The sequence below is a fragment of the Bordetella petrii genome, assembly GCF_017356245.1.
GTDB lineage: Bacteria > Pseudomonadota > Gammaproteobacteria > Burkholderiales > Burkholderiaceae_B > Bordetella_A > Bordetella_A petrii_D.
In genome coordinates this window covers 2,395,690-2,416,412 of the sequence record NZ_JAFMZZ010000001.1, presented here as the reverse complement: position 1 = coordinate 2,416,412, position 20,723 = coordinate 2,395,690, and the positions used below count along the sequence as shown (strand labels likewise).

22 protein-coding genes are annotated in these 20,723 nt (G+C 65.5%); 10 read left to right on the top strand and 12 right to left on the bottom strand.

Features of this window, described 5'->3' with window-relative positions:
- Positions 1-29: 29 nt before the first annotated feature.
- The 5 genes from J2P76_RS11660 to J2P76_RS11640 all read left to right on the top strand — a co-directional run bounded on the left by J2P76_RS11660 (position 30) and on the right by J2P76_RS11640 (position 4,535).
- Positions 30-497: a DUF1801 domain-containing protein gene (locus tag J2P76_RS11660; protein WP_207407538.1), complete on the top strand. Its 468-nt coding sequence runs from the start codon at positions 30-32 to the stop codon at positions 495-497.
- Positions 498-538: 41 nt separating this feature from the next.
- A complete protein-coding gene (locus J2P76_RS11655; protein ID WP_207407537.1) occupies positions 539-985 on the top strand; it encodes a DUF1801 domain-containing protein in 447 nt (148 codons plus the stop codon).
- A 138-nt stretch (positions 986-1,123) separates the two neighbouring features.
- A complete protein-coding gene (locus tag J2P76_RS11650; protein ID WP_207407535.1) occupies positions 1,124-1,495 on the top strand; it encodes a YciI family protein in 372 nt (123 codons plus the stop codon).
- 501 nt (positions 1,496-1,996) lie between these two features.
- Positions 1,997-2,959: an HNH endonuclease gene (locus tag J2P76_RS11645; RefSeq protein WP_207407533.1), complete on the top strand. Its 963-nt coding sequence runs from the start codon at positions 1,997-1,999 to the stop codon at positions 2,957-2,959.
- Between the two features lie 1,150 nt (positions 2,960-4,109).
- Complete coding sequence (locus J2P76_RS11640; RefSeq protein ID WP_207407525.1) at positions 4,110-4,535, top strand: bleomycin resistance protein; 426 nt, start codon at positions 4,110-4,112, stop codon at positions 4,533-4,535.
- 60 nt (positions 4,536-4,595) lie between these two features.
- On the opposite strand, the gene J2P76_RS11635 is transcribed toward J2P76_RS11640, so the two are convergent.
- Positions 4,596-5,699, bottom strand: coding sequence for a porin (locus J2P76_RS11635; protein ID WP_207407523.1), 1,104 nt, complete (start codon positions 5,697-5,699; stop codon positions 4,596-4,598).
- A gap of 236 nt (positions 5,700-5,935) precedes the next feature.
- Positions 5,936-6,553: a DUF1294 domain-containing protein gene (locus tag J2P76_RS11630; RefSeq protein ID WP_207407521.1), complete on the bottom strand. Its 618-nt coding sequence runs from the start codon at positions 6,551-6,553 to the stop codon at positions 5,936-5,938.
- A 149-nt stretch (positions 6,554-6,702) separates the two neighbouring features.
- On the opposite strand from J2P76_RS11630, the gene J2P76_RS11625 reads away from it, so the two are divergent.
- The 5 genes from J2P76_RS11625 to J2P76_RS11605 all read left to right on the top strand — a co-directional run bounded on the left by J2P76_RS11625 (position 6,703) and on the right by J2P76_RS11605 (position 10,965).
- A complete protein-coding gene (locus tag J2P76_RS11625) occupies positions 6,703-7,227 on the top strand; it encodes an HNH endonuclease (protein ID WP_207407520.1) in 525 nt (174 codons plus the stop codon).
- A 75-nt stretch (positions 7,228-7,302) separates the two neighbouring features.
- On the top strand, positions 7,303-7,845 hold the full coding sequence (locus J2P76_RS11620; RefSeq protein ID WP_207407518.1) for a 2'-5' RNA ligase family protein: 543 nt from the start codon (positions 7,303-7,305) through the stop codon (positions 7,843-7,845).
- A gap of 8 nt (positions 7,846-7,853) precedes the next feature.
- The gene (locus tag J2P76_RS11615) at positions 7,854-8,246 is read left to right on the top strand and encodes a YkvA family protein (protein ID WP_207407516.1); all 393 of its coding nucleotides are present in this window, start codon (positions 7,854-7,856) and stop codon (positions 8,244-8,246) included.
- Positions 8,247-8,564: 318 nt separating this feature from the next.
- Positions 8,565-8,744 (top strand): hypothetical protein, encoded by a 180-nt coding sequence (locus J2P76_RS11610; RefSeq protein WP_207407514.1) that lies wholly within the window; start codon positions 8,565-8,567, stop codon positions 8,742-8,744.
- A gap of 31 nt (positions 8,745-8,775) precedes the next feature.
- Positions 8,776-10,965: a phosphocholine-specific phospholipase C gene (locus tag J2P76_RS11605; protein WP_207407512.1), complete on the top strand. Its 2,190-nt coding sequence runs from the start codon at positions 8,776-8,778 to the stop codon at positions 10,963-10,965.
- A gap of 38 nt (positions 10,966-11,003) precedes the next feature.
- On the opposite strand, the gene J2P76_RS11600 is transcribed toward J2P76_RS11605, so the two are convergent.
- From J2P76_RS11600 to J2P76_RS11555, 10 genes are all read right to left on the bottom strand, one after another.
- Positions 11,004-11,417: a YgiW/YdeI family stress tolerance OB fold protein gene (locus tag J2P76_RS11600; RefSeq protein WP_207407506.1), complete on the bottom strand. Its 414-nt coding sequence runs from the start codon at positions 11,415-11,417 to the stop codon at positions 11,004-11,006.
- Positions 11,418-11,510: 93 nt separating this feature from the next.
- Positions 11,511-12,899 carry an ATP-binding protein gene (locus J2P76_RS11595; protein ID WP_207407499.1) on the bottom strand — a complete coding sequence of 463 codons (1,389 nt, stop codon included), beginning with the start codon at positions 12,897-12,899 and terminating at the stop codon, positions 11,511-11,513.
- 1 nt (position 12,900) lies between these two features.
- The gene (locus J2P76_RS11590; protein WP_207407497.1) at positions 12,901-13,557 is read right to left on the bottom strand and encodes a response regulator; all 657 of its coding nucleotides are present in this window, start codon (positions 13,555-13,557) and stop codon (positions 12,901-12,903) included.
- An 87-nt stretch (positions 13,558-13,644) separates the two neighbouring features.
- On the bottom strand, positions 13,645-15,033 hold the full coding sequence (locus J2P76_RS11585; protein ID WP_207407495.1) for a 3-deoxy-D-arabino-heptulosonate 7-phosphate synthase: 1,389 nt from the start codon (positions 15,031-15,033) through the stop codon (positions 13,645-13,647).
- A gap of 213 nt (positions 15,034-15,246) precedes the next feature.
- Positions 15,247-15,714, bottom strand: a complete 468-nt coding sequence (locus J2P76_RS11580) for a MaoC/PaaZ C-terminal domain-containing protein (protein ID WP_207407493.1) — start codon at positions 15,712-15,714, stop codon at positions 15,247-15,249.
- A gap of 79 nt (positions 15,715-15,793) precedes the next feature.
- Entirely contained in the window at positions 15,794-17,407 is a 1,614-nt protein-coding gene (locus tag J2P76_RS11575; RefSeq protein WP_207407491.1) for an AMP-binding protein, read from the bottom strand.
- Positions 17,407-18,129: an ABC transporter ATP-binding protein gene (locus tag J2P76_RS11570; protein ID WP_207407489.1), complete on the bottom strand. Its 723-nt coding sequence runs from the start codon at positions 18,127-18,129 to the stop codon at positions 17,407-17,409. Before J2P76_RS11570 ends, J2P76_RS11575 begins: the two co-directional genes overlap by 1 nt.
- Positions 18,126-18,929, bottom strand: coding sequence for an ABC transporter ATP-binding protein (locus J2P76_RS11565; protein WP_207407487.1), 804 nt, complete (start codon positions 18,927-18,929; stop codon positions 18,126-18,128). The genes J2P76_RS11570 and J2P76_RS11565 overlap by 4 nt, the downstream gene beginning before the upstream one ends.
- Complete coding sequence (locus J2P76_RS11560) at positions 18,926-19,810, bottom strand: branched-chain amino acid ABC transporter permease (RefSeq protein ID WP_207407484.1); 885 nt, start codon at positions 19,808-19,810, stop codon at positions 18,926-18,928. Before J2P76_RS11560 ends, J2P76_RS11565 begins: the two co-directional genes overlap by 4 nt.
- Before the next feature lie 33 nt (positions 19,811-19,843).
- The gene (locus tag J2P76_RS11555; protein ID WP_207407482.1) at positions 19,844-20,716 is read right to left on the bottom strand and encodes a branched-chain amino acid ABC transporter permease; all 873 of its coding nucleotides are present in this window, start codon (positions 20,714-20,716) and stop codon (positions 19,844-19,846) included.
- Positions 20,717-20,723: the final 7 nt, after the last annotated feature.

Here is a 20,723-nt window from a genome sequence, read left to right as displayed (position 1 = left end):
AACGAAGCACGTCAACCGGAGCGAACACCATGGCCGACAGTACCTCCAAGCCGCCAGAGAACGTCGCAAAGAAAGCCGCCAGGCCGGCCACCGGCCAGCCCAAGCTGCTGTCGGGCGGTAATCCGCAAATCCCGAAAGGCTACGGCGACGCGCCCGTGCAGGCTTATATCGCCGCCATGCCGGGCTGGAAAAGCGCCGTCGGCCGCCGCCTGGATGCGCTGATCATGCAAACCGTTCCCGGCGTGCACAAGGCGGTCAAGTGGAATTCGCCGCTGTATGGCATGGAAGACCAGAGCTGGTTTCTAAGCCTGCACTGCTTCGACAAGTACATCAAGGTGGCATTCTTTCGCGGCACGTCGCTGCGCCCGGTGCCGCCGGTTGAGTCGAAAACGGCGGAAACGCGGTATCTTCATATCCATGAAGACAAACCGCTGGACGAAGCGCAGTTCGCCGACTGGGTGCGGCAAGCCTGCCAGCTGCCGGGCGAACGCATGTAGGCGCGCCGGGCCGCGCGCCAGAAAATAAACAGGAAATGATCATGAATGCCACCAAGCGCAGCACGCCGGAAGAGCGGGCTCAGGATCCCTCTGTGCTGATCGATGCCCGCATCGACGAACTGGCCGACTGGCGGGGCCGCACGCTGGCGCGCATCCGCGCGCTGATCAAGCAGGCCGATCCCGGCGTGATCGAAGAATGGAAATGGCGCGTGCCGGTGTGGTCGCACGGCGGCATCATCTGCACCGGTGAAACCTACAAAAGCGCGGTGAAAATGACGTTTCCCAAGGGCGCGGCGCTGGATGATCCGTCGGGCCTGTTCAACGCCAGCCTGGCGGGTGGTACGCGGCGCGCCATCGATATTCATGAAGGCGATGAAATCGACGAAACCGCCTTGAAAGCCCTGATTCGGGCGGCCGTGGAGATGAACCTGGCCAAGCCTGCCGGGCCGGCCAGGAAAAGCGCCGGGAAGACTGCCGCAAGGGGGTGACCAGGCTTCGCAAGCCTGGGTGATGCGTTCCACCGAAGGCGGGCAGGCCGGCGAGAGTCGCTGCAAACTCTTCCCTGCGCATGTCGATTTCCGGCCGTCAGATTCGTCGTTGGTGCATTACCACCCAAAGGATGTTCCATGAAATATCTCGGCCTGGCCTACTTCACCCCCGAAAAATTCGCCGCCATGGCGCCAGACGACGTCAAGGAGTTGGCCAGCCAATGCCCGCCTTTGGACGAGAAGATGCGCGCCACCGGCAAGGTTCTGGTTTCCGCGTCGCTGGGCGACATCGAAAGCTGGAAGACCCTTCGCCCGCACAGTGGCAAGACGCGCATCACCGACGGGCCTTACACCGAATCGAAGGAAGTGGTGGGCGGCCTGTTCATTATTGAAGCGGATAGCCATGACGAGGCGCTGCGCATTGCGTCCATGCACCCGGCCGCCACGCTAGGCGAAGAAGGGGGATGGGCCGTCGAGCTTATTCCTATGGATTTTTACCTGGCCTTGTGAGGGGTTGAGCGCCCGGTTCAGGAATGCTTTGGCGCTTCTGTCTGCATAAACACCTTCAGGTTTTGTAGGCTATCGAGGCAATGTCCGCTTCCGGTCAGGAGCGGTTGTTTGTGCAATCAATCAATGCGCAAAGAAGAGCCATTTGACACCGTGCCTAGACTGACGGTGTTTTCTTAAGTGCTATTCCCGTGTCACTGGATCAGTAAATTGCGTAATATCAAGTTACATCGCAATTTTTTTGGACATAAGATGACAAGCCTAGCGTTCGAAACACGCTCAAACGAAGCATATAGACATGTGGGAGCACATCCTCCGGGCCAAGGATGGTTTGCATTCGACGTCTTGATGCCTGCCGCCAGGCGCGGGGAAGCCAAGCTGTTTGCAATGACCGTGTGGAACTCAGGGATTCGTATGGACATCGCCACGGGATCCTATTGGTATAGGGTCCCTCGTACCATTAAGGAATCTCATCCGGGCCACCGTACCGCTCTATGGAATGGGATGAGCATTGCGCAGGAGTTTAGCCTTCCTAAACTCGCGATTCTGAAAGATCGAGAGACTGCGCGATGTTCAATTCATCACATTTTTCATATTGTGGATGTGCGGTATGAGGAGGATGGTTCGGCCTTTTGGCTCAGACTAGATACAAGGGGTGGGAGTATCGGCGCGGACGCACAGCGGATCGATCTGTCTTACCTCAGCGGGCTCCCAATACAAGATTCTTCCTCGAAGGAATTCTCGCGCAATGCCATTTGGTCTCGAGACGAATTGATCCTTGCCCTTGATTTATATATTCGACATCGCGGTACATCACTGGCGAAAGACGCGCCAGTGATCGAAGAGCTCTCTCAGGTATTGAATGAGCTGGGCATCATGTTAGGAACGAGTAACAGCAGGACATATCGAAACACCAATGGCGTTTATATGAAGTTGATGAACTTCAGGCGTTTGGATCCAGACTATACGGCTTCAGGGCGAAGCGGGCTCACACGAGGGAATAGCGATGAGGTGCGCGTGTGGAAACTCTTTGCGCATGACCCGGTACACCTAGCCGAGGTAGCGGAGTTCATCCGGAATGGTGTTCTCGGGTACTCCAAAGATGTGGGTATCGCAGAGCGGGACGAATCAGAGATCGAAGAAGCTGAAGAAGGCAGAGTTGCTACCCGTATTCACCGATACAGGGAGCGAGATCCACGGCTTGTGAAAGAAGCGAAAGCTCGGGCATTAAAAAGGCATGGACGGCTAGTTTGTGCTGCGTGCAACTTTGACTTTTCGCAGAGCTATGGCATAACCGGCAAGGGGATCATTGACGTTCACCACACAAAGCCCGTCCATACAATGCGGCCGGGAGAGAAGACGAAAGTGGCGGATTTAGTACTACTGTGCTCAAACTGTCACCGGGTCGTTCACTCGAGACGTCAATGGTTAACAGTGGCACAAATCAAATCGGCACTCTGCGTATGAAAAATTTGGTGCCTTCAGGGGTGCACGGAAGTGGTCTTCCTGGTCAGACGAGGACATCGGTCTAGTCGAGTCTAAGTAGCCATTAAATCGCTAAAAAATGACTGTTCGCTACCTCTATCTGAGGTATCGCTGTTTGATAGCGCTAAGAGCGTAGAGAGCAAATAAAAAACAGTTCTATAGTATTGAGGCTGATACAGTGAGTCAGAACGAAGCCGGCACTATTAGCATCATCAAAAAATACCTCGCCTCGCAAGCGAGAGCTCGCGGTGGACATTTCGACGACTTGCCGCTTGGCGGGCAGGATCGGTTCCTGCTCGCGGACGATTTTTTGTTACCCACGATCATTTCGCGATCATCGAATCCAAAGCAGGCGAAAAACAGATCAAAGACGAATTAAAAAAGACTTGGCGGCTGGAAGCCCTTTGCTCGGCTCTGCAGAACAATCCTCGAATGGCCGAAATTCATGCGCGCTGCCATCGGATCGCCTGGAAGCAAGCCACCGGAGAATTACGTATCCAGAGTTATCGCGAAGCGGTGTGCAAGACGTTCTTTCCTCAGACTTGCACAGGAGAGACGAGGTTAAGTGAAGGCGCTTTGGAGCTGAGTAAGTTTGCGGACGTATTTTTCGGAAAGCCTCCAGGCTATTGTGTGCAAGCAAATGAATTCATCAAGTACGTTACTTGGTTAACGAAGGTCATAACTGGTCAGGAGAGAGATATATATGTGCTTGCCGCCGGCACCAACTCCATGGATGAACCCATAGGTCAATCCGTCACGTTGGCGCAGTTCGCGCAATCTTTATCTGATAGACCTAACATAGGTCCGAAAAATACGTCCGATTCGATTGCCCCTAAGCCCCGTAGGCCGCGTAGGCACTGAACTGCGCCACTTCGGGTTGAAAAGAGACATCGACAGCAGCGTGCTTCGGCTAAGAGAGGCCATTCGCCAGTGGCGGCGCGTTCAATTTGATAACTGGCAAGTGGATCCGGTTTAAGAGAGTGAGCGACGTCATTTTGCAATGTCGGCTGTGCAATGAACGTGCCGATTGACTGTGGTCGTGAACCGAACCTGCTTATTGCGACCCTTTCATTAGCGTAACCCCCCAAGGGATACTATTGCCCGCTTCCCCCACAAAAAGAAAGAATCCCCCATGGAATCCCTACACCGCGCCCAGATGGTCCCCGAACTACTGGTCACCGATCTGTCCCGCAGCCTGGCATTCTGGACCGACCTGTGCGGTTTCAATATCGCATACCGGCGCGAGGCCGAAGGTTTCGTATACCTGGACCGGGACGGCGCGCAGTTCATGCTGGAGGAAGTGCGGGGCGATGATTACTGGATCACCGGGCCGCTGGACGCCCCATTGGGCCGGGGAATCAATTTCGAGATCAATGTCGTGTCGATCGAGCCGATTCTGCAGCGGCTGGCGGCCGCGGCATGGCCCTTGTACCGTGAACCGCAAGAGCGCTGGTATCGCAGCAATGCCACCGAACTGGGCGTGCGCCAGTTCCTGGTGCAGGACCCCGATGGCTACCTGCTGCGCTTCTCGGCCAGGATCGGCGTCCGTCCGGCCTGATCCTGCCGCCGGGCCAGCGGGGCCGCCTCGTTCCGTAAGGCCGCCCCGCTTTCCGGTCGATCAGAACCGGTGGCGAATGCCCACGGCCACGGCCGTGTTCTTCACGTCTTCCTGGAAAGCGAAGTTGTCGCCGTATGCGCCGTAGGCATACAGGTTGGTGCGCTTGCTCAGGTCGTAGGTCATGCCCAGGGCGAAAACGTTGAACGCTTCGTCGTCGCCGGTAAGCTTGCTGTTCTTCGGATCGGCGCGCTGCCAGCCGCCGAACACCTTGGTGGCGCCCAGGGGTACCGTCACGCCCAGCATCATCGAGTTCACGCGCGCGCCGTCCACCACCCGCAGGCTGCCCAGCGAGTTGTAGTCGTCGGGGCTGGTGCCCATGCTGATGCCCGAGAACCAGCCATCGTAGGTCTGGCCCCACGCCGCATGCAGCGCCACGACTTCGAAGTCGTACTCGGCGCCGATGATGTATTCCTGCAGGCTGGTGTCCTGCTCGTCGGACACGGCGTTGGTGGGGTTCAGGCGGTCGTAGCTGGCGGCCACCGTCAGCGGGCCGCTGCTGTACTTGGCGCCCAGCGTGATGACGCGGTTGTTGTCGCCGGTGGCGAAGTGGCTTTCTTTCTCGTCGTCGGCGTTGAACGAATAGCCGATGCCGAAGCTGAAGCCCGACAGGCTGGGTGACTGGTACATCACCATGTTGTCCAAGCGCAGCGACTTGGCCGAGCCGAACGCGCTGCCGATGCCGGCGATGCCGTAGTCGGTGCCGAACGGGCTGATGCCGCCGATGTATTTCGAGGCCATGTTGGTCTGGCGGCCGAATTCCAGCTTGCCCCAGCCGTCGTTGGCCAGGCCCACCGTGGCCTGGCGGCCGAACAGGCGGCCGCTTTGCGACGAGGTGCCGTTCTGGCTGTCGAAGCCGGATTCCAGCGTGAAGATGGCCTTCAGGCCATCGCCCAGGTCTTCGGTGCCCTTCAGGCCCCAGCGCGAACCGCCGCTGACGCCAGAGGTCGAGCCGACCCGGCTTTCCTTGAAGCCGTTGGGGCCCTTGACCTGTTCATAGCCGATACCCGAATCGATCAGGCCGTACAGCGTGACGTTGGTGCCGGCCGCGTGCGCGGCGCCAACGAATCCCGTTGCCAGGGCGGCAGCGAGCAGAGTCTTCTTCATGTAATGCTCCTGTGTTTACAAACGGCACCGGCGTTGCGGCTTCATGGTTTCGAGCCACGAACACCAGTACGGGAGCAGTCTAGAAGGCGACGTCGATCGGGATTATTACGGTGTGGCGGGAAAGCATCTTCCATGTACAAAGGGCAATGGATGCATGGCCGTGTCATGTAGACCGGGTATCGCGCGTGCGCGGCAGGCCGCCGCGAGCCACGGTGAGTTGCCGTGAATCGCTTTGCCTAAAGCCAAGACCTCAGCAACGGCAGTGCGGCCGGAAAGGCCAGGAACACGAAGGCGGCGACGTTGGCCAGCACGGTGCACCAGAATACGGCCAGAAATGCTGTCTTGGAGGATTTGTGCCGCAGCACTTGCTGGGCCACCCAGGCGCCGGGCCAGCCGCCGGCCAGCGCAAGTCCGTGCAGCGTGTTTTCCGGAATGCGCCAGGCGCCCGCGCGGGCGGCCGATTTGTCGATGGCGTACACCAGGAAGGTCAGCACGCCGGCGGCCGGATAGATCCACAAGGCCCACAGCGGCGGCTGGCCCAGGATGCCGGCAGCCACGATCACGGCCACGAACAAGGCCGCGGAAAACAGGCTGGCCGTGCCTTTCAGGGTTGCAGGCCTGCGCATGGCCCTGCCGGCGGCGTCGATCAGTTCGGCATGGTAGGCGCGCGGTTTTCCGCCCGGTTCGGTGGCGGCCCGGAACCTGACGCGCTGGCGTTCTTGGGGGCGCTCGCGCAGGCCCTTGAAGGCCTTGATATGGACAAAAACCTCTGGCCCTCCCTGGTCCGGCGCGATGAAACCGAAGCCGCGCTCGTCGTTCCAGGTCTTGAGGGTGCCTTCAATACGCGTCGACATGCCGTGCCATTTGGAAGGTTGAGGGGGGCCGGCGGCAGCGATGCTGCGATAATCGGCGCAGGCCGCCGTGGCGCAACGGTATCCCGCTGCTGGCGCCGCTCATGGAATGTACCCGATATGCTTGCGACCGACTGAGCCGGATTTCCTATATGGATTACTCGACCATTAAGCACCATCTGAAGCCCTATGGGATCGTCGCACGCCGGAAAACGACGATAAACCACGCTTTCGCAGCGGCTATTGCGCCCAATGATGAATACTCTGTGGATCGCGTGCGGACTGCAATGATCGATCTGGGGCAAGACCCGGAAAATCTTCAATGCGCATACTGTGGCACTCATGCCGAAACATGGGACCACGTGTTTGCTACGGTCAAGGCTTCGAATTTCAGCGGGCATGGCCACAGGCTGGGAAATCTGCTGCCATGCTGTAAACCATGCAATTCAGCGAAAGGAAACAAGCACTGGCGTTCCTATATCGAGAAACTGTCCCTGCCCAACAGTGCTGAACAACGTGTACGCATCGAAGCGTATTTGGAAAAGTATGGCGTGGTGGATGATTTGCCCCAAAAATCAGCGCAATATCTTCGCCTGTTGGAGATAAAAAAAGAAGTCATGGCACTGCTGAAAGAGGCTGATGAGCTGGCCACGCTTGTTCGTGGGCAGTCAATCTGATGGGTAGGGGATGCGCGTCTGGTTCTAGCAGCTTGGAGACACCGCATCGCTGCGGAAATTCGGCTGAGGTGACGAATGGCAATTACTGCGCTTATAGTCAAGGTGCCAGAGGCGGAAGCCGCGGTAGGCGCATTGCGCGCGCGATTCGATGCCGTGTCGCAGTTGAGGGTGCCCGCGCACATCACGATTCTGTTCCCTTTCATGCCGCCAGACCGGGTGACGCCAACGGTGCTACAGCGTTTGCAGGTGGCGCTGGATGCCGTGCCTGCGTTCGCTTACTCGCTGGAATCGGTGGGACGTTTTGACGCAACCGCTTTTCTTGCACCGGTTCCCGCCGAGCCGTTCGTGTTGTTGACGGCATCCGTGGCCAGGCAGTTTCCCGATTTTCCTCCCTATGGCGGGCAGCACGATGGAACCATCCCCCACCTGACTGTCGCGCACGGAGACGTTGAAAATTCGCGGCTTGCGGCATTGGAACTGGAAAAGCGGCTTTGCGCCGGCCCGCCAATCCAGGCCGAGTGCAACGCCGTTTCCCTGATGGAAAACTCGTCCGGCCGTTGGCAAGACATGCACGTCTTCGAATTGGCCCGTCCCGGCCAGCCCACCCCTCGCCTCTGACAAACGCCATGCGCATCTTCGACAACCTCAGAACCTGGGCCCGCCGGATCAAGCGTGACGGGATGACGCTGTGGTTTGCCGGCCGGCATCCCGGCACGCCGTGGTACGCCAAGGCCATCGCGGTGTTCGTGGTGGCTTACGCGCTGAGCCCGATCGACCTGATTCCGGATTTCGTGCCGGTGCTGGGCTATCTCGATGATGTGCTGCTGCTGCCCGGCCTGATATGGCTGGCCATCCGGCTGCTGCCGCCCCAGGTGCTGGCCGAATGCCGGGGCCAGGCGGATGCCTGGATGCAGGCCAAGGGCTCGAAGCCGCGCAGCCGCGCCGGGGCGGCGCTGGTGGTGCTGTTGTGGCTGGCCATTGCCGCCGCGGCGGGGTGGTGGCTGTGGCCGCGCGCATAGGCCGGGCGCTTGCGAGGGTGCCTGTGCAAGCCGTGTAAAACTTGTTTTCTAGCGTTAGTAGACGTTCGGTGCGCCGCACGCGGCGCGCCCGCCGTCCGTGGGGAAACGCGATTGGCCATGACGGAATCATGACAGCCGCCCGCCTCGGCAGCGCCGCGCTGGCGCGTTGCGGCGCCGGCTGTCAAGAAAAATCGCTTTTGCACGCCTAGGATTGCGCCGCAGGTTTTTACCTGTGCAGGTCGCTGGCCCATTCTTCATGGTCTATCAACTTGCGCGGCCGGCCAAGGGCTGCCGCGCACCTTTCCAGGCGATACAACGATGATGCAGAGCTGTTCCGAGGGTTGGCCCGCCACGCGCAAGCTGGCGTGGGCGCTGGGCCTGTCGCTGGCCTTGCTGCTGTCCGCTTGCGGCAGCGATTCCGATGACGACGATGCCGGCGCTCCGCCGTCCGGCGGCACTGAATGCACGGCCGACGCGCACTGCGCGCCCGCGCCCTGATTCCTTCAACCCCAGATCTCATCGAACCGACATGTCCTTTGATCCTTCCAAGCGCGGGTTCCTGCGCGCCTCGCTGGGCACCACCGCCGCGCTGACCGCGCTGTCGAGCCTGCCGCTGTCGATCCGCCGCGCGCTGGCCATTGAGGCCAACAACGCCACCGGCACCATCCAGGACGTCAAGCACGTCGTGCTGCTGATGCTGGAGAACCGCTCGTTCGACAGCTATTTCGGCACCTTCCGCGGCGTGCGGGGCTACGGCGATCGCCATCCGATTCCGCTGGCCAACGGCAAGAACGTGTTCTACCAGACCGATGCCGACGGCAACACCGAAACTCCGTACCACCTGGACAGCAGCAAGGGCAATGCCCAGCGTGCCGGCGGCACGCCCCACGTGTGGACCGATGCCCAGGCCGCCTGGGATCACGGCCGCATGAACCGCTGGCCGGTGGCCAAGCAGCTGCTGTCGATGGGGTACATGGAAGAGGCCGAGGTGCCGTTCCAGCGCGCGCTGGCCGAAGCCTTTACCTTGTGCGACGCCTACCACTGCTCGATGCACACCGGCACCATCCCGAACCGGCTGTTCTACTGGACCGGCACCAACGGGCCGTCGGGCGACAACTATGCGGCCATCGTCAACGAGTACAACGGCGGCAACGACGTCGGCCCGTCCAGCGAAGGCTGGACCTGGACCACCTATGCCGACCGCCTGGAGCAGGCCGGCGTCAGCTGGAAGGTTTATCAAAGCCTGGCGGACAACTTCGGCTGCAACGAGATGATGTCGTTTCGCCACTGGCGCGCGGCAATGGAGGCGATGCCGGCCGATCGCCGGCCGCTGGCGTTGCCAGCCGTGTCGCCGGCCTATGATCCGGCCATCGACGATCCGCTCAGTCCGCTGGCCAAGGGCTTTGGCAACACCATGCCCGACGGCTTTCTGCAAAGCCTGCGCGACGATGTGAAGAACGGTTCGCTGCCGTCGGTGTCGTGGATCATCCCGCCATCCACCTACAGCGAGCACCCCGGCCCGTCCAGCCCGGCCCAGGGCGGCTGGTACGTGCAGGCAGTGCTGGATGCGCTGACCTCGAACCCCGAGGTATGGGCCAGCACGGTGCTGCTGGTGAATTACGACGAAAACGACGGTTTCTTCGACCATCTGCCGCCGCCGTCGGCGCCGTCGCGGCGCGACGACGGCAGCCTGGCCGGCAAGACCACGCTGGACGCAGCCGCGATGGCGTTCGAATACCACGACTACGCGCCGGCTTCGCCCAAGCACACGCCGCCCGACGGCCGGCCGTACGGCCCCGGGCCGCGCGTGCCGCTGTGGGTGGTGTCGCCCTGGAGCCGGGGCGGCTGGGTGAATTCGCAGGTGTTCGATCACAACTCGACGCTGATGTTCCTGGAAAAGCGCTTCGGCGTGCGCGAGCCCAACATCAGCGCCTACCGGCGCGCGATCTGCGGCGACCTCTCCTCGGCCTTCAACTTCGCCAACCCGAATGGCGAGGTGCTGCCCACGCTGGAAGGCCGCACCACCAAAGATGCCGCCGACCAGCTGATTGCGCAGCAAGAGGCCGCCGCGCCCATCCCGGTGCCCGCCTCGGCCGAGCTGCCGGGCCAGCAGGCCGGCACGCGGCCGTCGCGCGCGCTGCCGTACGAGCTGCACACCACCGCGCGGGCCGACGCCGGCGCGGGCATCGTCACGCTGGTATTCGCCAACAGCGGCCAGGCGGGCGCGGTGTTCCATGTGTACGACAAACTCCACCTGGATGCGATTCCGCGCCGCTATATGGTCGAGGCGGGCAAAGAGCTCGACGATGCCTTCGACGTGAGCGCGGATGGCGGCCGCTATCACTTGTGGGTGATCGGTCCCAATGGCTACCACCGCGAGTTCGTGGGCGACCTGGGCGACGCCGCCACGGCGGGCCTGGAAGTACAGGTGTGCTACCGGCTGTGCGAACCGCCGGAGGTGCAGGCCAGGCTGTACAACCGGGGCAGCAGCGCGGCCACGTTCTCGGTGGCCGCGCTGGCCTATCGCGATGACGGCCCCTGGACCCGCCTGGTCGAAGCCGGACAGGTGGGCGAGCTGAGCTGGACGCTGGGCGGCAGCGGCAACTGGTACGACTACGAAGTCAGGTCGGACGATTCGGCTGCCTGGTCGCGCCGCTTTGCCGGGCGCATCGAAAGCGGCCGGGACTCGGTATCCGATCCGGCGATGGGCCAGGGCTGATGCCCAGGGGGCGAAGCGCGGCCGCGCTTCGCCCGCGCTTACATCACCCGCACTTCGTCCACGTCGAACTCGATGCCCTGGCGGTCGCGGTCGATTTCGCCGCGCAATTCGACCTTGGTCTTGTCGTCGATTTTCACGCCGGCGGGAAAATCGTCATTGTCGATGTCGACGCGGATGCGGCCTGTGCCATCGTCGAAAGTGTAGTGATCGTCGCCATCGCGCGAGACGATGCGGCCGCGCAAGATGGCGTTCTGATCGTCGCGGCCTTGCTCGATGACCTCTTTCACCGACATCACCGGGATGGTGCTCGGCCCGCTATAGCCTTGTTGCTGGGCGGCGCCGGGGCCCACGTAGCCCTGGGCCTGGACGCCGCCGGCGATCAGCGCGCCCGCCAGGGCGGTGCCGGCGATCAGGCCGCGGGCCAGGGTCGTGCGGGAAAAGGTCTTGGTCATGGTATTGCTCCTTGCGCGAATTGCGCTATGGGTTGAACACAGCACCATTTGAACCGGCGAAGCTTAAGTGAATCTGAGGCGGGGCCCGCGTGTTCAGCGTGCCGGCGCGTCAGGCAATATCAATACCACGCCCAGGCCGCGTTCTGCCAGCCCCGGGCCGAAACGCAGGCTGCCGCGGTGCAGTTCCGCCACCCGCGCCACGATCGACAGGCCCAGGCCGCTGCCCGGCACCTTGCTGCCCAGCGCGCGAAAGAAGCGTTGCGTCAGCCGCTCCAGGTCGGCCGGCGCGACACCGTCGCCGTCGTCGCGCACGGCCAGGGCGATGTCGCGGCCTTGCCAGGCAGCCGAGATTTCCACCCTGCCGCCCGGCCGGCCGTAGTGGATGGCGTTGTGCACAAGGTTGCGCATCGCGGTCAGCAAGCCGTCCCGGTTGGCAACGATGCTGTCCACGCGGCAGTCCACCGACACGGCAACGTTCTTGGCGGCCGCGTCGGGGGCGCAGGCGCGCACGACTTCGTCCAGCAGCGCCCGGATATCGACCGGCTCGGCAACCAGGGCGTCGGCGGACTGGGGGTCCAGGCGCGCCAATTGCAGCAGGCTTTCCACCAGGGCCGTGGTGCGCGCCACGTCGTCGCGCAGGCGCCGCAGATGGGCGGCGCTGGCGTCGGCGTCTTGCGCGGGCAGCCCGCGCTGCATCAGCTGGATGCGCGAGGCCAGGGCCGCCAGCGGCGTGCGCAGTTCGTGCGCGGCGTCGGCGGTGAAGCGGCGTTCGCTTTCCAGGGTGTGGGCCAGGCGGCCCAGCAGCCGGTTCAGCGCCGTGACCACGGTGCGCACTTCGCGGGCCCTGCCGTCGTAGGCCAGGGGCGACAGGTCGGCGGGCGATTTTGCCTCGATGCCACGGGCCATGCGGCCCAGCGGCGCCACCAGCCGGCGGATCAGCCACCAGTTGACCAGCCCCAGCAATGCCCACAGCCCGGCCAGGGGCCAGGCCAGGGATTCCAGCATATCGACGATGAGGTCGGTGCGATCGTCCCATTCCTGGCCGATCTGCACGGAAAAATCCCGGCGCTCGTGATTGCGCACATAGACGCGCCAGCGTTCGCCGTCGATGCGCACATCGTAGAAGTGGTCGTCGCGAGGCTGGGGGAACACGAACGGGCGCCTGGGGGCGTCTTCGCCGCGGCCCAGCACGGTGCCGTCGCGCGCCACGATCTGGTAGTCGAGCCGCAGCGCGGGCTCGGCATTGTCGCGATCGCGCGCCGGCATGTTGTCCATGGCGGTGCCTTCGCCCAGCGCCAGCACCAGCCGGGCGCCTTCTTCGAGCGTGTCGTCGAAGGTGTCGCTGACTTCTTTCCAGGCCAGCGCCAGCACGATGGCCGTGCTGATCAGGCCCACGGCGATGCTCGACCCCAGGGTGGTCGTGACCAGCCTGCGGTGAATGGAATAGCCCGCGCGGTCGGGCGTGCGGCGGCGCCAGCGCATGTCAGTCGGCCAGCCGGTAGCCCTGGCGGCGGATCGTCTTGATGGTGTCCGGCGAGAGCTTGCGGCGCAGGTTGTAGATATGGACTTCGATGGTGTTGCTTTCTACCTCGTCGCCCCAGCCATACAGCGCTTCTTCCAGCTGGTCGCGCGAGACGACGTGGCCGGGGCGCCGCATCAGCGCGTGCAGCACGGCGAATTCGTGCGCCGTCAACTCGACGGCCCGGCCGTGAAAGGCGACCTGCTTGGCCGCCTGGTCCAGCGTCAGCGCGCCATGCCTGAGCGCGGTGTCAGGGCGTCCGTCGTGGCGGCGCACGGCCGCCCGGATTCGCGCCGACAGTTCTTCCAGGTCGAAGGGCTTGACCAGGTAATCGTCAGCGCCCAGGTCCAGGCCCTCGATGCGGTCGCGCACGGCGTCGCGCGCCGTGATCATGATGACGGGCAGGGTATCGCGCCGGGTGCGCAGCGAGCGCAGCAGCGCATCGCCGGTCAGCCCCGGCAGGCCGCGGTCCAGCAACAGGCATTGGTAATCGTGCGTGGCCAGCGCGGTTTGCGCGAGATCGCCGCGTTCCACCCGGTCGACAACATAGCCGTCGAGCGTCAGCCACGCTTCGATCGATTCGCCCAGCGAGACATCATCTTCGGCCAACAGGATGCGCATGCGCAGACTATACGCCAGAAGATGAAGCGAATCTTAAGCCGGGCGCGTCGAAAGCGGCCGGGACTCGGTATCCGATCCGGCGATGGGTCAGGGCTGACGCGCGCCGGCCGCGGCCAGCAGATCGGCGGGACGCACCATCAGTGCGCGCACCTGGCGCAGTGTGGGGTACTGGTGCAGCACGGCCCGCCAGCCGGGCGCGGCCAGCAGCGTTTCCCAGACCGGCTCCAGGCAGGCATCGTCGGCGTCGCGCCCCTGGGCCAGGATGCCGGCGTAGTCCAGGCTGGGCGGCGCGGACAGCAACTGCATGCGGCTGGCCGCGCCGAGCAGGCGCGGGGCTGCTTCGACGGGCGCATCGCAGCAATACAGCACGGTGCCTGCCAGGCTGTCTTCGCCGGTGTCCAGCGCATGCAGTGACGCGCCGCGCAGCGACACGGTGTCGTGTTCTGTCTGGAACGCATAAAGCCGGCCGGGGTCGGCCTGGACCAGCAGGCGCAGGCCGCGCAGCAGCCGCGGCAGATCGGTGATGGCGGCATCCGCGGACGCCTTGGCTTCCACCAGCAGACAGACATCCCAGCCGGGCTCGGGGCCGTCTGCGCGGCCCTGCCGAAGCAGCGCCGCGTCCCATTCGCTCTTGGCCCGCCCGGCGCCGGCCGACAGGGCCGCCGGCACCCGCAGCGAGGTGGCAACGCGGTATGCCTGGCCGGCGCCGCCGGCCTGGTTGAGCCGCCGCGCCAGCGCCTGCAGCGCCTGCGCGGCCAGTGCTTCCACGGCGTCGCCGCGCTGTTTCGCGGCCGAGCCTGCCGCGATGGCGCCGGGGCTGCCCTGGCGCGGGCCCTGCCGGTCCCACAGGGCTTGATACTGCCGCACCAGCGCATCGTTCTGCAGAGCATCGAGGCGCTGCAGGCGCGCCAGCGCCGGGTCTTGCAGCAGCCGGTCGAGGCCGGGCCGCAATGCGGGCTGGGCCGCCGCTTCCGGCATGCCGTGCAATTGCCGCGCGGCATCGGCCAGCGCCGGCCAGGATGCCGCGCCATGCAGCCGGGCCAGCGCCTGGCGCAGGGCCGGCTGCGCAACGCGCTGCTGGCGGGCCGGGTGCGCCATCGCATCGACCGCCGTGCGTATGGCTCGGCGGTCGCGGCCGGCATGGGCGGCCAATGAGGCATATTCGCGCACGTGCGCCGCGCCGTGCCGCAGCACCATCGCCTGGAATGCCGGGTCGCCTTGGCCGGGCCGCATGGCTTCGCGGACCAACTGCCCCAGCGCGGCGGTGAAATGGCGCTTGAGCGCCGGGCCGGGCGCTTCATCGCGGGCGAGGGCCAGGCGCGCCTGTTCGATGCACGCCGCCAGCGCCGTGGCCGTGCCGGTTTCGCGCCAGTCGAGCGGGGCGTGCAGGGCCGGTGACAGGCAATAGGGGCGCGGCACCGTGCGCAGGGCCTGAGCCAGCAGAAAAGACGGGCTGGACGGGAAACGGTCTTCCATCGATACCGGGGAAAAAGGGCGGGCGCCGCGCAGATGCCGGGGCCGGCATGGTAATTGCGGCATGCGGGCCAGTGTCCAACGCACCGGAACCCGCCATGCGCACCAAGCACATTCTAGTGGTCCTTGCCCTGTTGGTAGCGGTCTTCGTCGTGCTGTCGCTGCCTCCCTGGTGAGCTTGCCGCCGCCGTTGCCGGAAGGCGCCGGCCGTGCCGGTCAGGGCGCCGCCAGGCCCGCCTTCTTCAGCACCAGCACTTCGCTGCTGCCGTCCTGCACGGTTTCGCCGTGCTGGTTCAGCAGCCGCAGCCGGCGGTCCACCGCGCCCACGCGCGCGCTGGCGCCTGGCTTGACCTGCAGAATGTCCAGCACCAGATGCAGCGTGTCGCCCACCAGGATGGGCTTGGCGAATTTCCAGTCCCGTATCGACAGCATGGCCACCACCGAGCGGTGGAAGATACCCAGCTCATGCATCATTCCCGTGGCAATCGCGATGCCCAGGGTGCCGTGCACCAGCCGCTGGCCGAATTTCGTGCCCGCCGCATAGACCGCGTCGGCATGGATGGGATTCCAGTCGCCCGACAGCATCGAGAACATCGTCAGGTCGGCTTCGGTAATGGTGCGTCCGCCGCTTTCGAATGTCTGGCCGGGCTGGAAGTCTTCGAAGTACAAGGAATGGTCTGTCATGGACATTTGGTGTAAGGATGGGATCCGCCCGGGATGAAAACAGGTGCAGCCCGATCGGGGATGCCGCGGGGCTTTCGCTTCATTCTTGTTCCTGCCGCAGGCGTTCTTCGGCCATCTGGCGCAGCCTGGCCCGCTGGATCTTGAAACCGTTGGCGCTGGCCGCGGTGGGAAATTCGTCTACCAGCCACAGGCGCGCCGGCACCTTGAAAGGCGCCAGCGAGGCGCGCAGCGGCGCCAGCAGGCTGTCGGCATCGACGCCCGCGCCGGCGATGACGAAGGCCGCGGCGCGCGGCTGGCCGTCGAGGGTGATGCCCACCACCTGTGCGTTGTGCACGCCCGGCTGGGCGGCCAGCGCATGTTCGATTTCGGCCGGGTCGACCAGGAAGCCGCCCAGGCGCAGGGTGTCGCCCATGCGCGCCAGGTAGACGAAGCTGCCGTCGGGGCGCAGGTAGCCCAGATCGCCGGTGCGGAAGTAGCCATCGGGGGTCAGGGCCCGCGCGGTGGCGTCGGGGTTGTCCAGGTAGCCGATGAAATTGCCCGGCGCGCGGATCTCGATCTCGCCCGGCACGCCGGGCGCGCACAGTTCCAGGCTGGCCGGATCGCGCGCGCGCACGCTGGCCTGGGGCGCGGCCGGAGTGCCGCCGCCCAGGGCGCGCTCGGCCACCGGCAGGGCGGCGTCCTGCAGCGAAAACAGGGCCTGCACTTCACTCGACCCATACAGGCCGCGCAGCGGAAAGCCGCGCCGGCGCAGGCTGTCCACCAGCTCGGCCGCGCCCGGGCTGAAGCTGGCGAAGCCGAACACGCGGGCGTGCGGAAAGGGGCGGTCGCCGCGGGCCTGGTCGGCGATGCGGCGCATCATTTCGTCGCTGCCGAAGGTGTGGGTGATGCGCTCGTCGCGCAGCAGCCGCGCGGCGCGCGGCGCATCGAACAAGTCCATCATGACCACGGGCGCGCCGCCGTGCAGGGCGGCCAGCGCACCGTTCAGCCCGAATACGCCGCACAGGGGCAGGGCGGCCAGCAGGCGCGCGCCGGGTTCGCACAGGCCGTATGCCCCGGCCACCTGCCGGTTGTGGGCCAGCAGGGTGGCCGCGCTGTGCATGACCAGCTTGGGGCCCGAGGTAGTGCCCGAGGTCGTGAACAGGATGACCGGCTGCGCGGCGTCGGCCGGCCCCAAGGCGGCCGGCGCCGCGCCGGCTTCGGCCGCGGGCCGGCAGGCGACGGTGCGGCGGCCGAACACCGCGCCGGGCTCGCCGCGGCCGGCATCGACCAGGGCGATGGCCTGCAGGTCGGGCAGGGCGTCTTGCGCCACGCCGGCCAGCACCGCCGGGAAGTCGATCTTGCGGAACGAGGGCTGCATGACCAGCATGCGCGCCCGCGAACGCGCCAGAATGTATTCCAGTTCGGCGCTGCGGTAGCGGGTGTTGATGGCGACCAGCGTGGCGCCCAGGCGCGCCAGGCCGAACAGCAAGGCCAGCCATTCGCGGCGGTTGGGCAGCCACACCGCCACCCGGTCGCCGGCGGCGATGCCCTGCGCCGCCAGCCAGCGGGCCGTGCCGGCGCACAGGGCGTCGAAATCGCGGTAGCTCAGCGGCCCGGTTTCGTCGACCAGGGCGGTATCGTCGGGGCGCGCGCGCAGGTGCGCGGCATACAAATCCGCCAGGGCCGCGGGCCCCGGCGCGGCATCGGCCGGCATCAGTACAGCTCCATCAGCTCGGCGTTGTCGGCAAAGTCGGCCGGCACGCCGGAACGGATCAGCGCGCCGGACTTCATCACGATCACGCGGTCGGCGATTTTCAGGGCTTCGCGCACGTTCTGTTCCACGATCAGTATCGACATGCCGCGCTGCTGCTGCAGGGCGCGGACGGGGCCCATCAGGTCCTGGAACAGCTTGGGCGCCAGGCCGATCGAGGGCTCGTCCAGCAGCAGGCAGCGCGGCTGGCTGAGCAGGGCCCGGCCCAGCGACACCATCTGCTGCTGGCCGCCCGACAGGGTGCCGGCGCGCTGGCCGTAGAACTTGCGCAGGGCCGGCAGCACCTGCATGACCCAGTCCAGGCGCGCGGCGTGCTCGGCCTTGGGCACGCCGGCCGACCACAGGCCCAGGCGCATGGTCTCGGCCACCGTCAGGCCAGGGAAAATGCCGCGCCCTTCGGGCACCATCGAGATGCCGGCGGCGGCCAGGCGGCGCGGGTCGGGGCGGGCCACGGCCCGGCCGTCCAGCAGCACGCTGCCGCCTTCGGGGGCGATCAGGCCGAACAGGGCTTTCAGCAGGGTGGACTTGCCGGCGCCGTTGTGGCCGATCAGGCACAGCACTTCGTTGGCGTCCAGGCGCACGTCCAGCCCGTCGAGCACCGGCCGTTCGCCGTAGCCCGCGCGCAGGCCGCGCGCTTCCAGCACCGGGGGCGGGGCAGCGGTCATGCGCGTTCTCCGAAGTAAATGGCGGCCAGCTGCGGGTCTTTCAGAATGCCGGCCGGATCGCCGCAGGCCAGCAGCCTGCCCTGGTCCAGGAAGGCCAGGCGGTCGGACAGCTGCGTGACCAGATCGAGGTTGTGTTCGATGATGCAGATGGTGATGCCGCGCGCGGCGTAGCTGCGCAGCAGCGCCACGAAACGCTCGAACGAACGCGGGTCCAGGCCCGACGCGGGTTCGTCCAGCAGCCACAGCGAGGCGTCGCTGGCCATGATGCGCGCCAGGCTCAGGAACTTGCGTTCGGCATAGGCCAGGTCGGCCGCGCGTTCGTGCCGCTTGTCCCACAGGCCGGCTTCGCGCAGCACGGCCTCGATGCGGGCCGGGTCGCCGCGCCGCTGCCACAGCCAGCTGCCGCGCTCGGTGACGGTGGTGACGTTTTCCTGCACGCTCATGTGCGTGAACAGCCGCAGGTCCTGGAAGGTGCGGCCCACGCCCAGGCGGGCGATCTGCCAGGGCGCCAGGCGGGCCAGCGGCCGGCCGTGCAGGTGCACGGTGCCGGCGGTGGGCGCCAGGTGGCCGGTGATCATGTTGAACAGCGTGGTCTTGCCGGCGCCGTTGGGGCCGACCAGGGTGGTGATCATGCCGGCCGGCAGGTCCAGCGAGACGTCGCTGATGGCCTGCAGGCCGCCGAAGCGCTTGGATAGCCCCTGCATGCGCAGCAGCACCGGCGGTTCGGCGGCGGCGCTGTCGGGCGCGCCTTCGTAGCCGCCATTGCGGTATGCGTCCTTGATGCGGCCCGGTGCGCTCATGTCCGGCCTCCTTTGCGGCGCCCGCCCACCAGGCCGCCGGGGCGGTACATCATCAGCAGCACCATGATGGCGCCGTACACGATCTGCTGTACGGTGCCCAGTTCCGAGGGCGGCAGGAACGGCAGGTAGGTCAGGGCGGCCGGCAGCAGCATCAGCAGGGCCGCGCCGATAATGGGTCCGAATACGGTGCCGGTGCCGCCGATGATCACCATGGCCATCAGCAGGATGGAGGTTTCCAGCATGAAGCCTTCGACGTTGACGAAGCTCATGTAGAACGCGTAGATGGCGCCGGCCACGCCGGCCAGGCCGGCCGACACGGCCACCGACAGCGTCTTGATGGCGGCTACCCACTTGCCCGCGGCCTGCGCGGCCGATTCACTGTCGCGGATGGCCATCAGGCTGCGGCCGAAGCTGCCGCGCAGCAGGGCGGTGGTGATCAGCAGCACGGCGGCCAGCCCGGCCACCGCCAGGCCCAGGAATTCGCCGGGCGTGGCCAGCGCATGGCCGAACACGGTGGGCGGCGGGATTCCCACCAGCCCGCCCAGGCCGCCGGTTACGCCTTTCCATTCGGAAAACACCGTAACGCCGATGACCTGCAGGCCCAGCGAGGCCGCCACGAAGTATTCGCCGCGCACGCGCAGCGCCGGCAGGGCCAGCACCATCGACAGCGCGCCCGACACCAGCACCGCGCCGGCCACGCACAGCAGCAGCGAATCGCTGAAGTGCATGGCGATGTTGGCGGCCACGTAGGCGCCCACGCCGAAGAATATGGCGTGCGCCAGCGAGAAGATGCCGGCGTAGCCCATGATGAAGTTCAGCGTGACCGCCAGCATGGCGTTCACGCAGAAGAGCACGGCAATGTTTTGCAGATAAGCCAGCATGTGTTGCCTCGTCGGACACCAGGGCCTGATTTGCTAAGACGCCACGGCGCGGCCGAATACGCCGCCGGGGCGGAACAGGATGAACAGGAACAGCACCACGAAGGTGACGGCCTCGCTCCATTGCGGGTCGATCCACGCCAGCGACAGGTTCTCGGCCATGCCCAGCAGCAGGCCCGCCACGGCCGCGCCGCGCAGGCTGCCCACGCCGCCCACGATAGTGGCGGCGATGCTGATCAGCATGATGTGATGGCCCATGGACGGGTTCAGCCCCGAAGTCGCCGCCGTCAAAATCGCCGCCGGCACCGCCAGCAGCGAGCCGATCAGGAACACGTATTGCGACAGCCGGCGCGGCGTCAGGCCGTACACGCGCACCAGGTCCGGGTTTTCGCCCAGGGCGCGCAGCGCCAGGCCCAGGTTGGTATGCGTCAGCAGCCAGTGCAGCAGGCCGAAGGCCACGATGGCGCACAGCACCGCCACGGCCGCCATGGGCGCCACGTACAGGCCGGGCAGCAGTTCCAGGCTTTTGCTCAGCGGGGTGGGCACCGTGACCAGCCCGCGCCCGAAGCCGATGGTGATCAGGTTCTGCACCACGATGGCCAGCCCGAACGAGGCCACGAACACCGTGAAGAAGGCGGCCTCGTGGCGCTGGATGACCGAATACACATAGCGGTCGACCAGCATGCCGAACACGGCCGCCGCCACGCCCGCGCCCAGCGCCGCCAGCGGCCAGGCCCAGGCCAGCACCGTGTACAGCTCGTAGAACACGAAGCCGGCCAGGGTGAAGGTGGCCCCGTGCGCAACGTGGAACACCCGGGTGGTGCCGAAGATCAGCGAGAACCCCGCTGCGATCAGGGCATACAGGGCACCGGTCTGTATCCCGTTGACGAAAAGCTGGGCGAACAGCATGGCCGGG

What these genes read in the sequence shown, in the direction of transcription:
- J2P76_RS11600 (WP_207407506.1), bottom strand. Translation starts at nt 11,417, where the DNA reads ATGACCAAGACCTTTTCCCGCACGACCCTGGCCCGCGGCCTGATCGCC.
- J2P76_RS11635 (WP_207407523.1), bottom strand. Translation starts at nt 5,699, where the DNA reads ATGAAGAAGACTCTGCTCGCTGCCGCCCTGGCAACGGGATTCGTTGGC.
- J2P76_RS11590 (WP_207407497.1), bottom strand. Translation starts at nt 13,557, where the DNA reads ATGCGCATCCTGTTGGCCGAAGATGATGTCTCGCTGGGCGAATCGATC.
- J2P76_RS11615 (WP_207407516.1), top strand. Translation starts at nt 7,854, where the DNA reads ATGCGCATCTTCGACAACCTCAGAACCTGGGCCCGCCGGATCAAGCGT.
- J2P76_RS11645 (WP_207407533.1), top strand. Translation starts at nt 1,997, where the DNA reads ATGAGCATTGCGCAGGAGTTTAGCCTTCCTAAACTCGCGATTCTGAAA.
- J2P76_RS11610 (WP_207407514.1), top strand. Translation starts at nt 8,565, where the DNA reads ATGATGCAGAGCTGTTCCGAGGGTTGGCCCGCCACGCGCAAGCTGGCG.
- J2P76_RS11650 (WP_207407535.1), top strand. Translation starts at nt 1,124, where the DNA reads ATGAAATATCTCGGCCTGGCCTACTTCACCCCCGAAAAATTCGCCGCC.
- J2P76_RS11575 (WP_207407491.1), bottom strand. Translation starts at nt 17,407, where the DNA reads ATGCCGGCCGATGCCGCGCCGGGGCCCGCGGCCCTGGCGGATTTGTAT.
- J2P76_RS11625 (WP_207407520.1), top strand. Translation starts at nt 6,703, where the DNA reads ATGGATTACTCGACCATTAAGCACCATCTGAAGCCCTATGGGATCGTC.
- J2P76_RS11555 (WP_207407482.1), bottom strand. Translation starts at nt 20,716, where the DNA reads ATGCTGTTCGCCCAGCTTTTCGTCAACGGGATACAGACCGGTGCCCTG.
- J2P76_RS11620 (WP_207407518.1), top strand. Translation starts at nt 7,303, where the DNA reads ATGGCAATTACTGCGCTTATAGTCAAGGTGCCAGAGGCGGAAGCCGCG.
- J2P76_RS11630 (WP_207407521.1), bottom strand. Translation starts at nt 6,553, where the DNA reads ATGTCGACGCGTATTGAAGGCACCCTCAAGACCTGGAACGACGAGCGC.
- J2P76_RS11660 (WP_207407538.1), top strand. Translation starts at nt 30, where the DNA reads ATGGCCGACAGTACCTCCAAGCCGCCAGAGAACGTCGCAAAGAAAGCC.
- J2P76_RS11585 (WP_207407495.1), bottom strand. Translation starts at nt 15,033, where the DNA reads ATGGAAGACCGTTTCCCGTCCAGCCCGTCTTTTCTGCTGGCTCAGGCC.
- J2P76_RS11565 (WP_207407487.1), bottom strand. Translation starts at nt 18,929, where the DNA reads ATGAGCGCACCGGGCCGCATCAAGGACGCATACCGCAATGGCGGCTAC.
- J2P76_RS11595 (WP_207407499.1), bottom strand. Translation starts at nt 12,899, where the DNA reads ATGCGCTGGCGCCGCCGCACGCCCGACCGCGCGGGCTATTCCATTCAC.
- J2P76_RS11580 (WP_207407493.1), bottom strand. Translation starts at nt 15,714, where the DNA reads ATGACAGACCATTCCTTGTACTTCGAAGACTTCCAGCCCGGCCAGACA.
- J2P76_RS11640 (WP_207407525.1), top strand. Translation starts at nt 4,110, where the DNA reads ATGGAATCCCTACACCGCGCCCAGATGGTCCCCGAACTACTGGTCACC.
- J2P76_RS11560 (WP_207407484.1), bottom strand. Translation starts at nt 19,810, where the DNA reads ATGCTGGCTTATCTGCAAAACATTGCCGTGCTCTTCTGCGTGAACGCC.
- J2P76_RS11655 (WP_207407537.1), top strand. Translation starts at nt 539, where the DNA reads ATGAATGCCACCAAGCGCAGCACGCCGGAAGAGCGGGCTCAGGATCCC.
- J2P76_RS11605 (WP_207407512.1), top strand. Translation starts at nt 8,776, where the DNA reads ATGTCCTTTGATCCTTCCAAGCGCGGGTTCCTGCGCGCCTCGCTGGGC.
- J2P76_RS11570 (WP_207407489.1), bottom strand. Translation starts at nt 18,129, where the DNA reads ATGACCGCTGCCCCGCCCCCGGTGCTGGAAGCGCGCGGCCTGCGCGCG.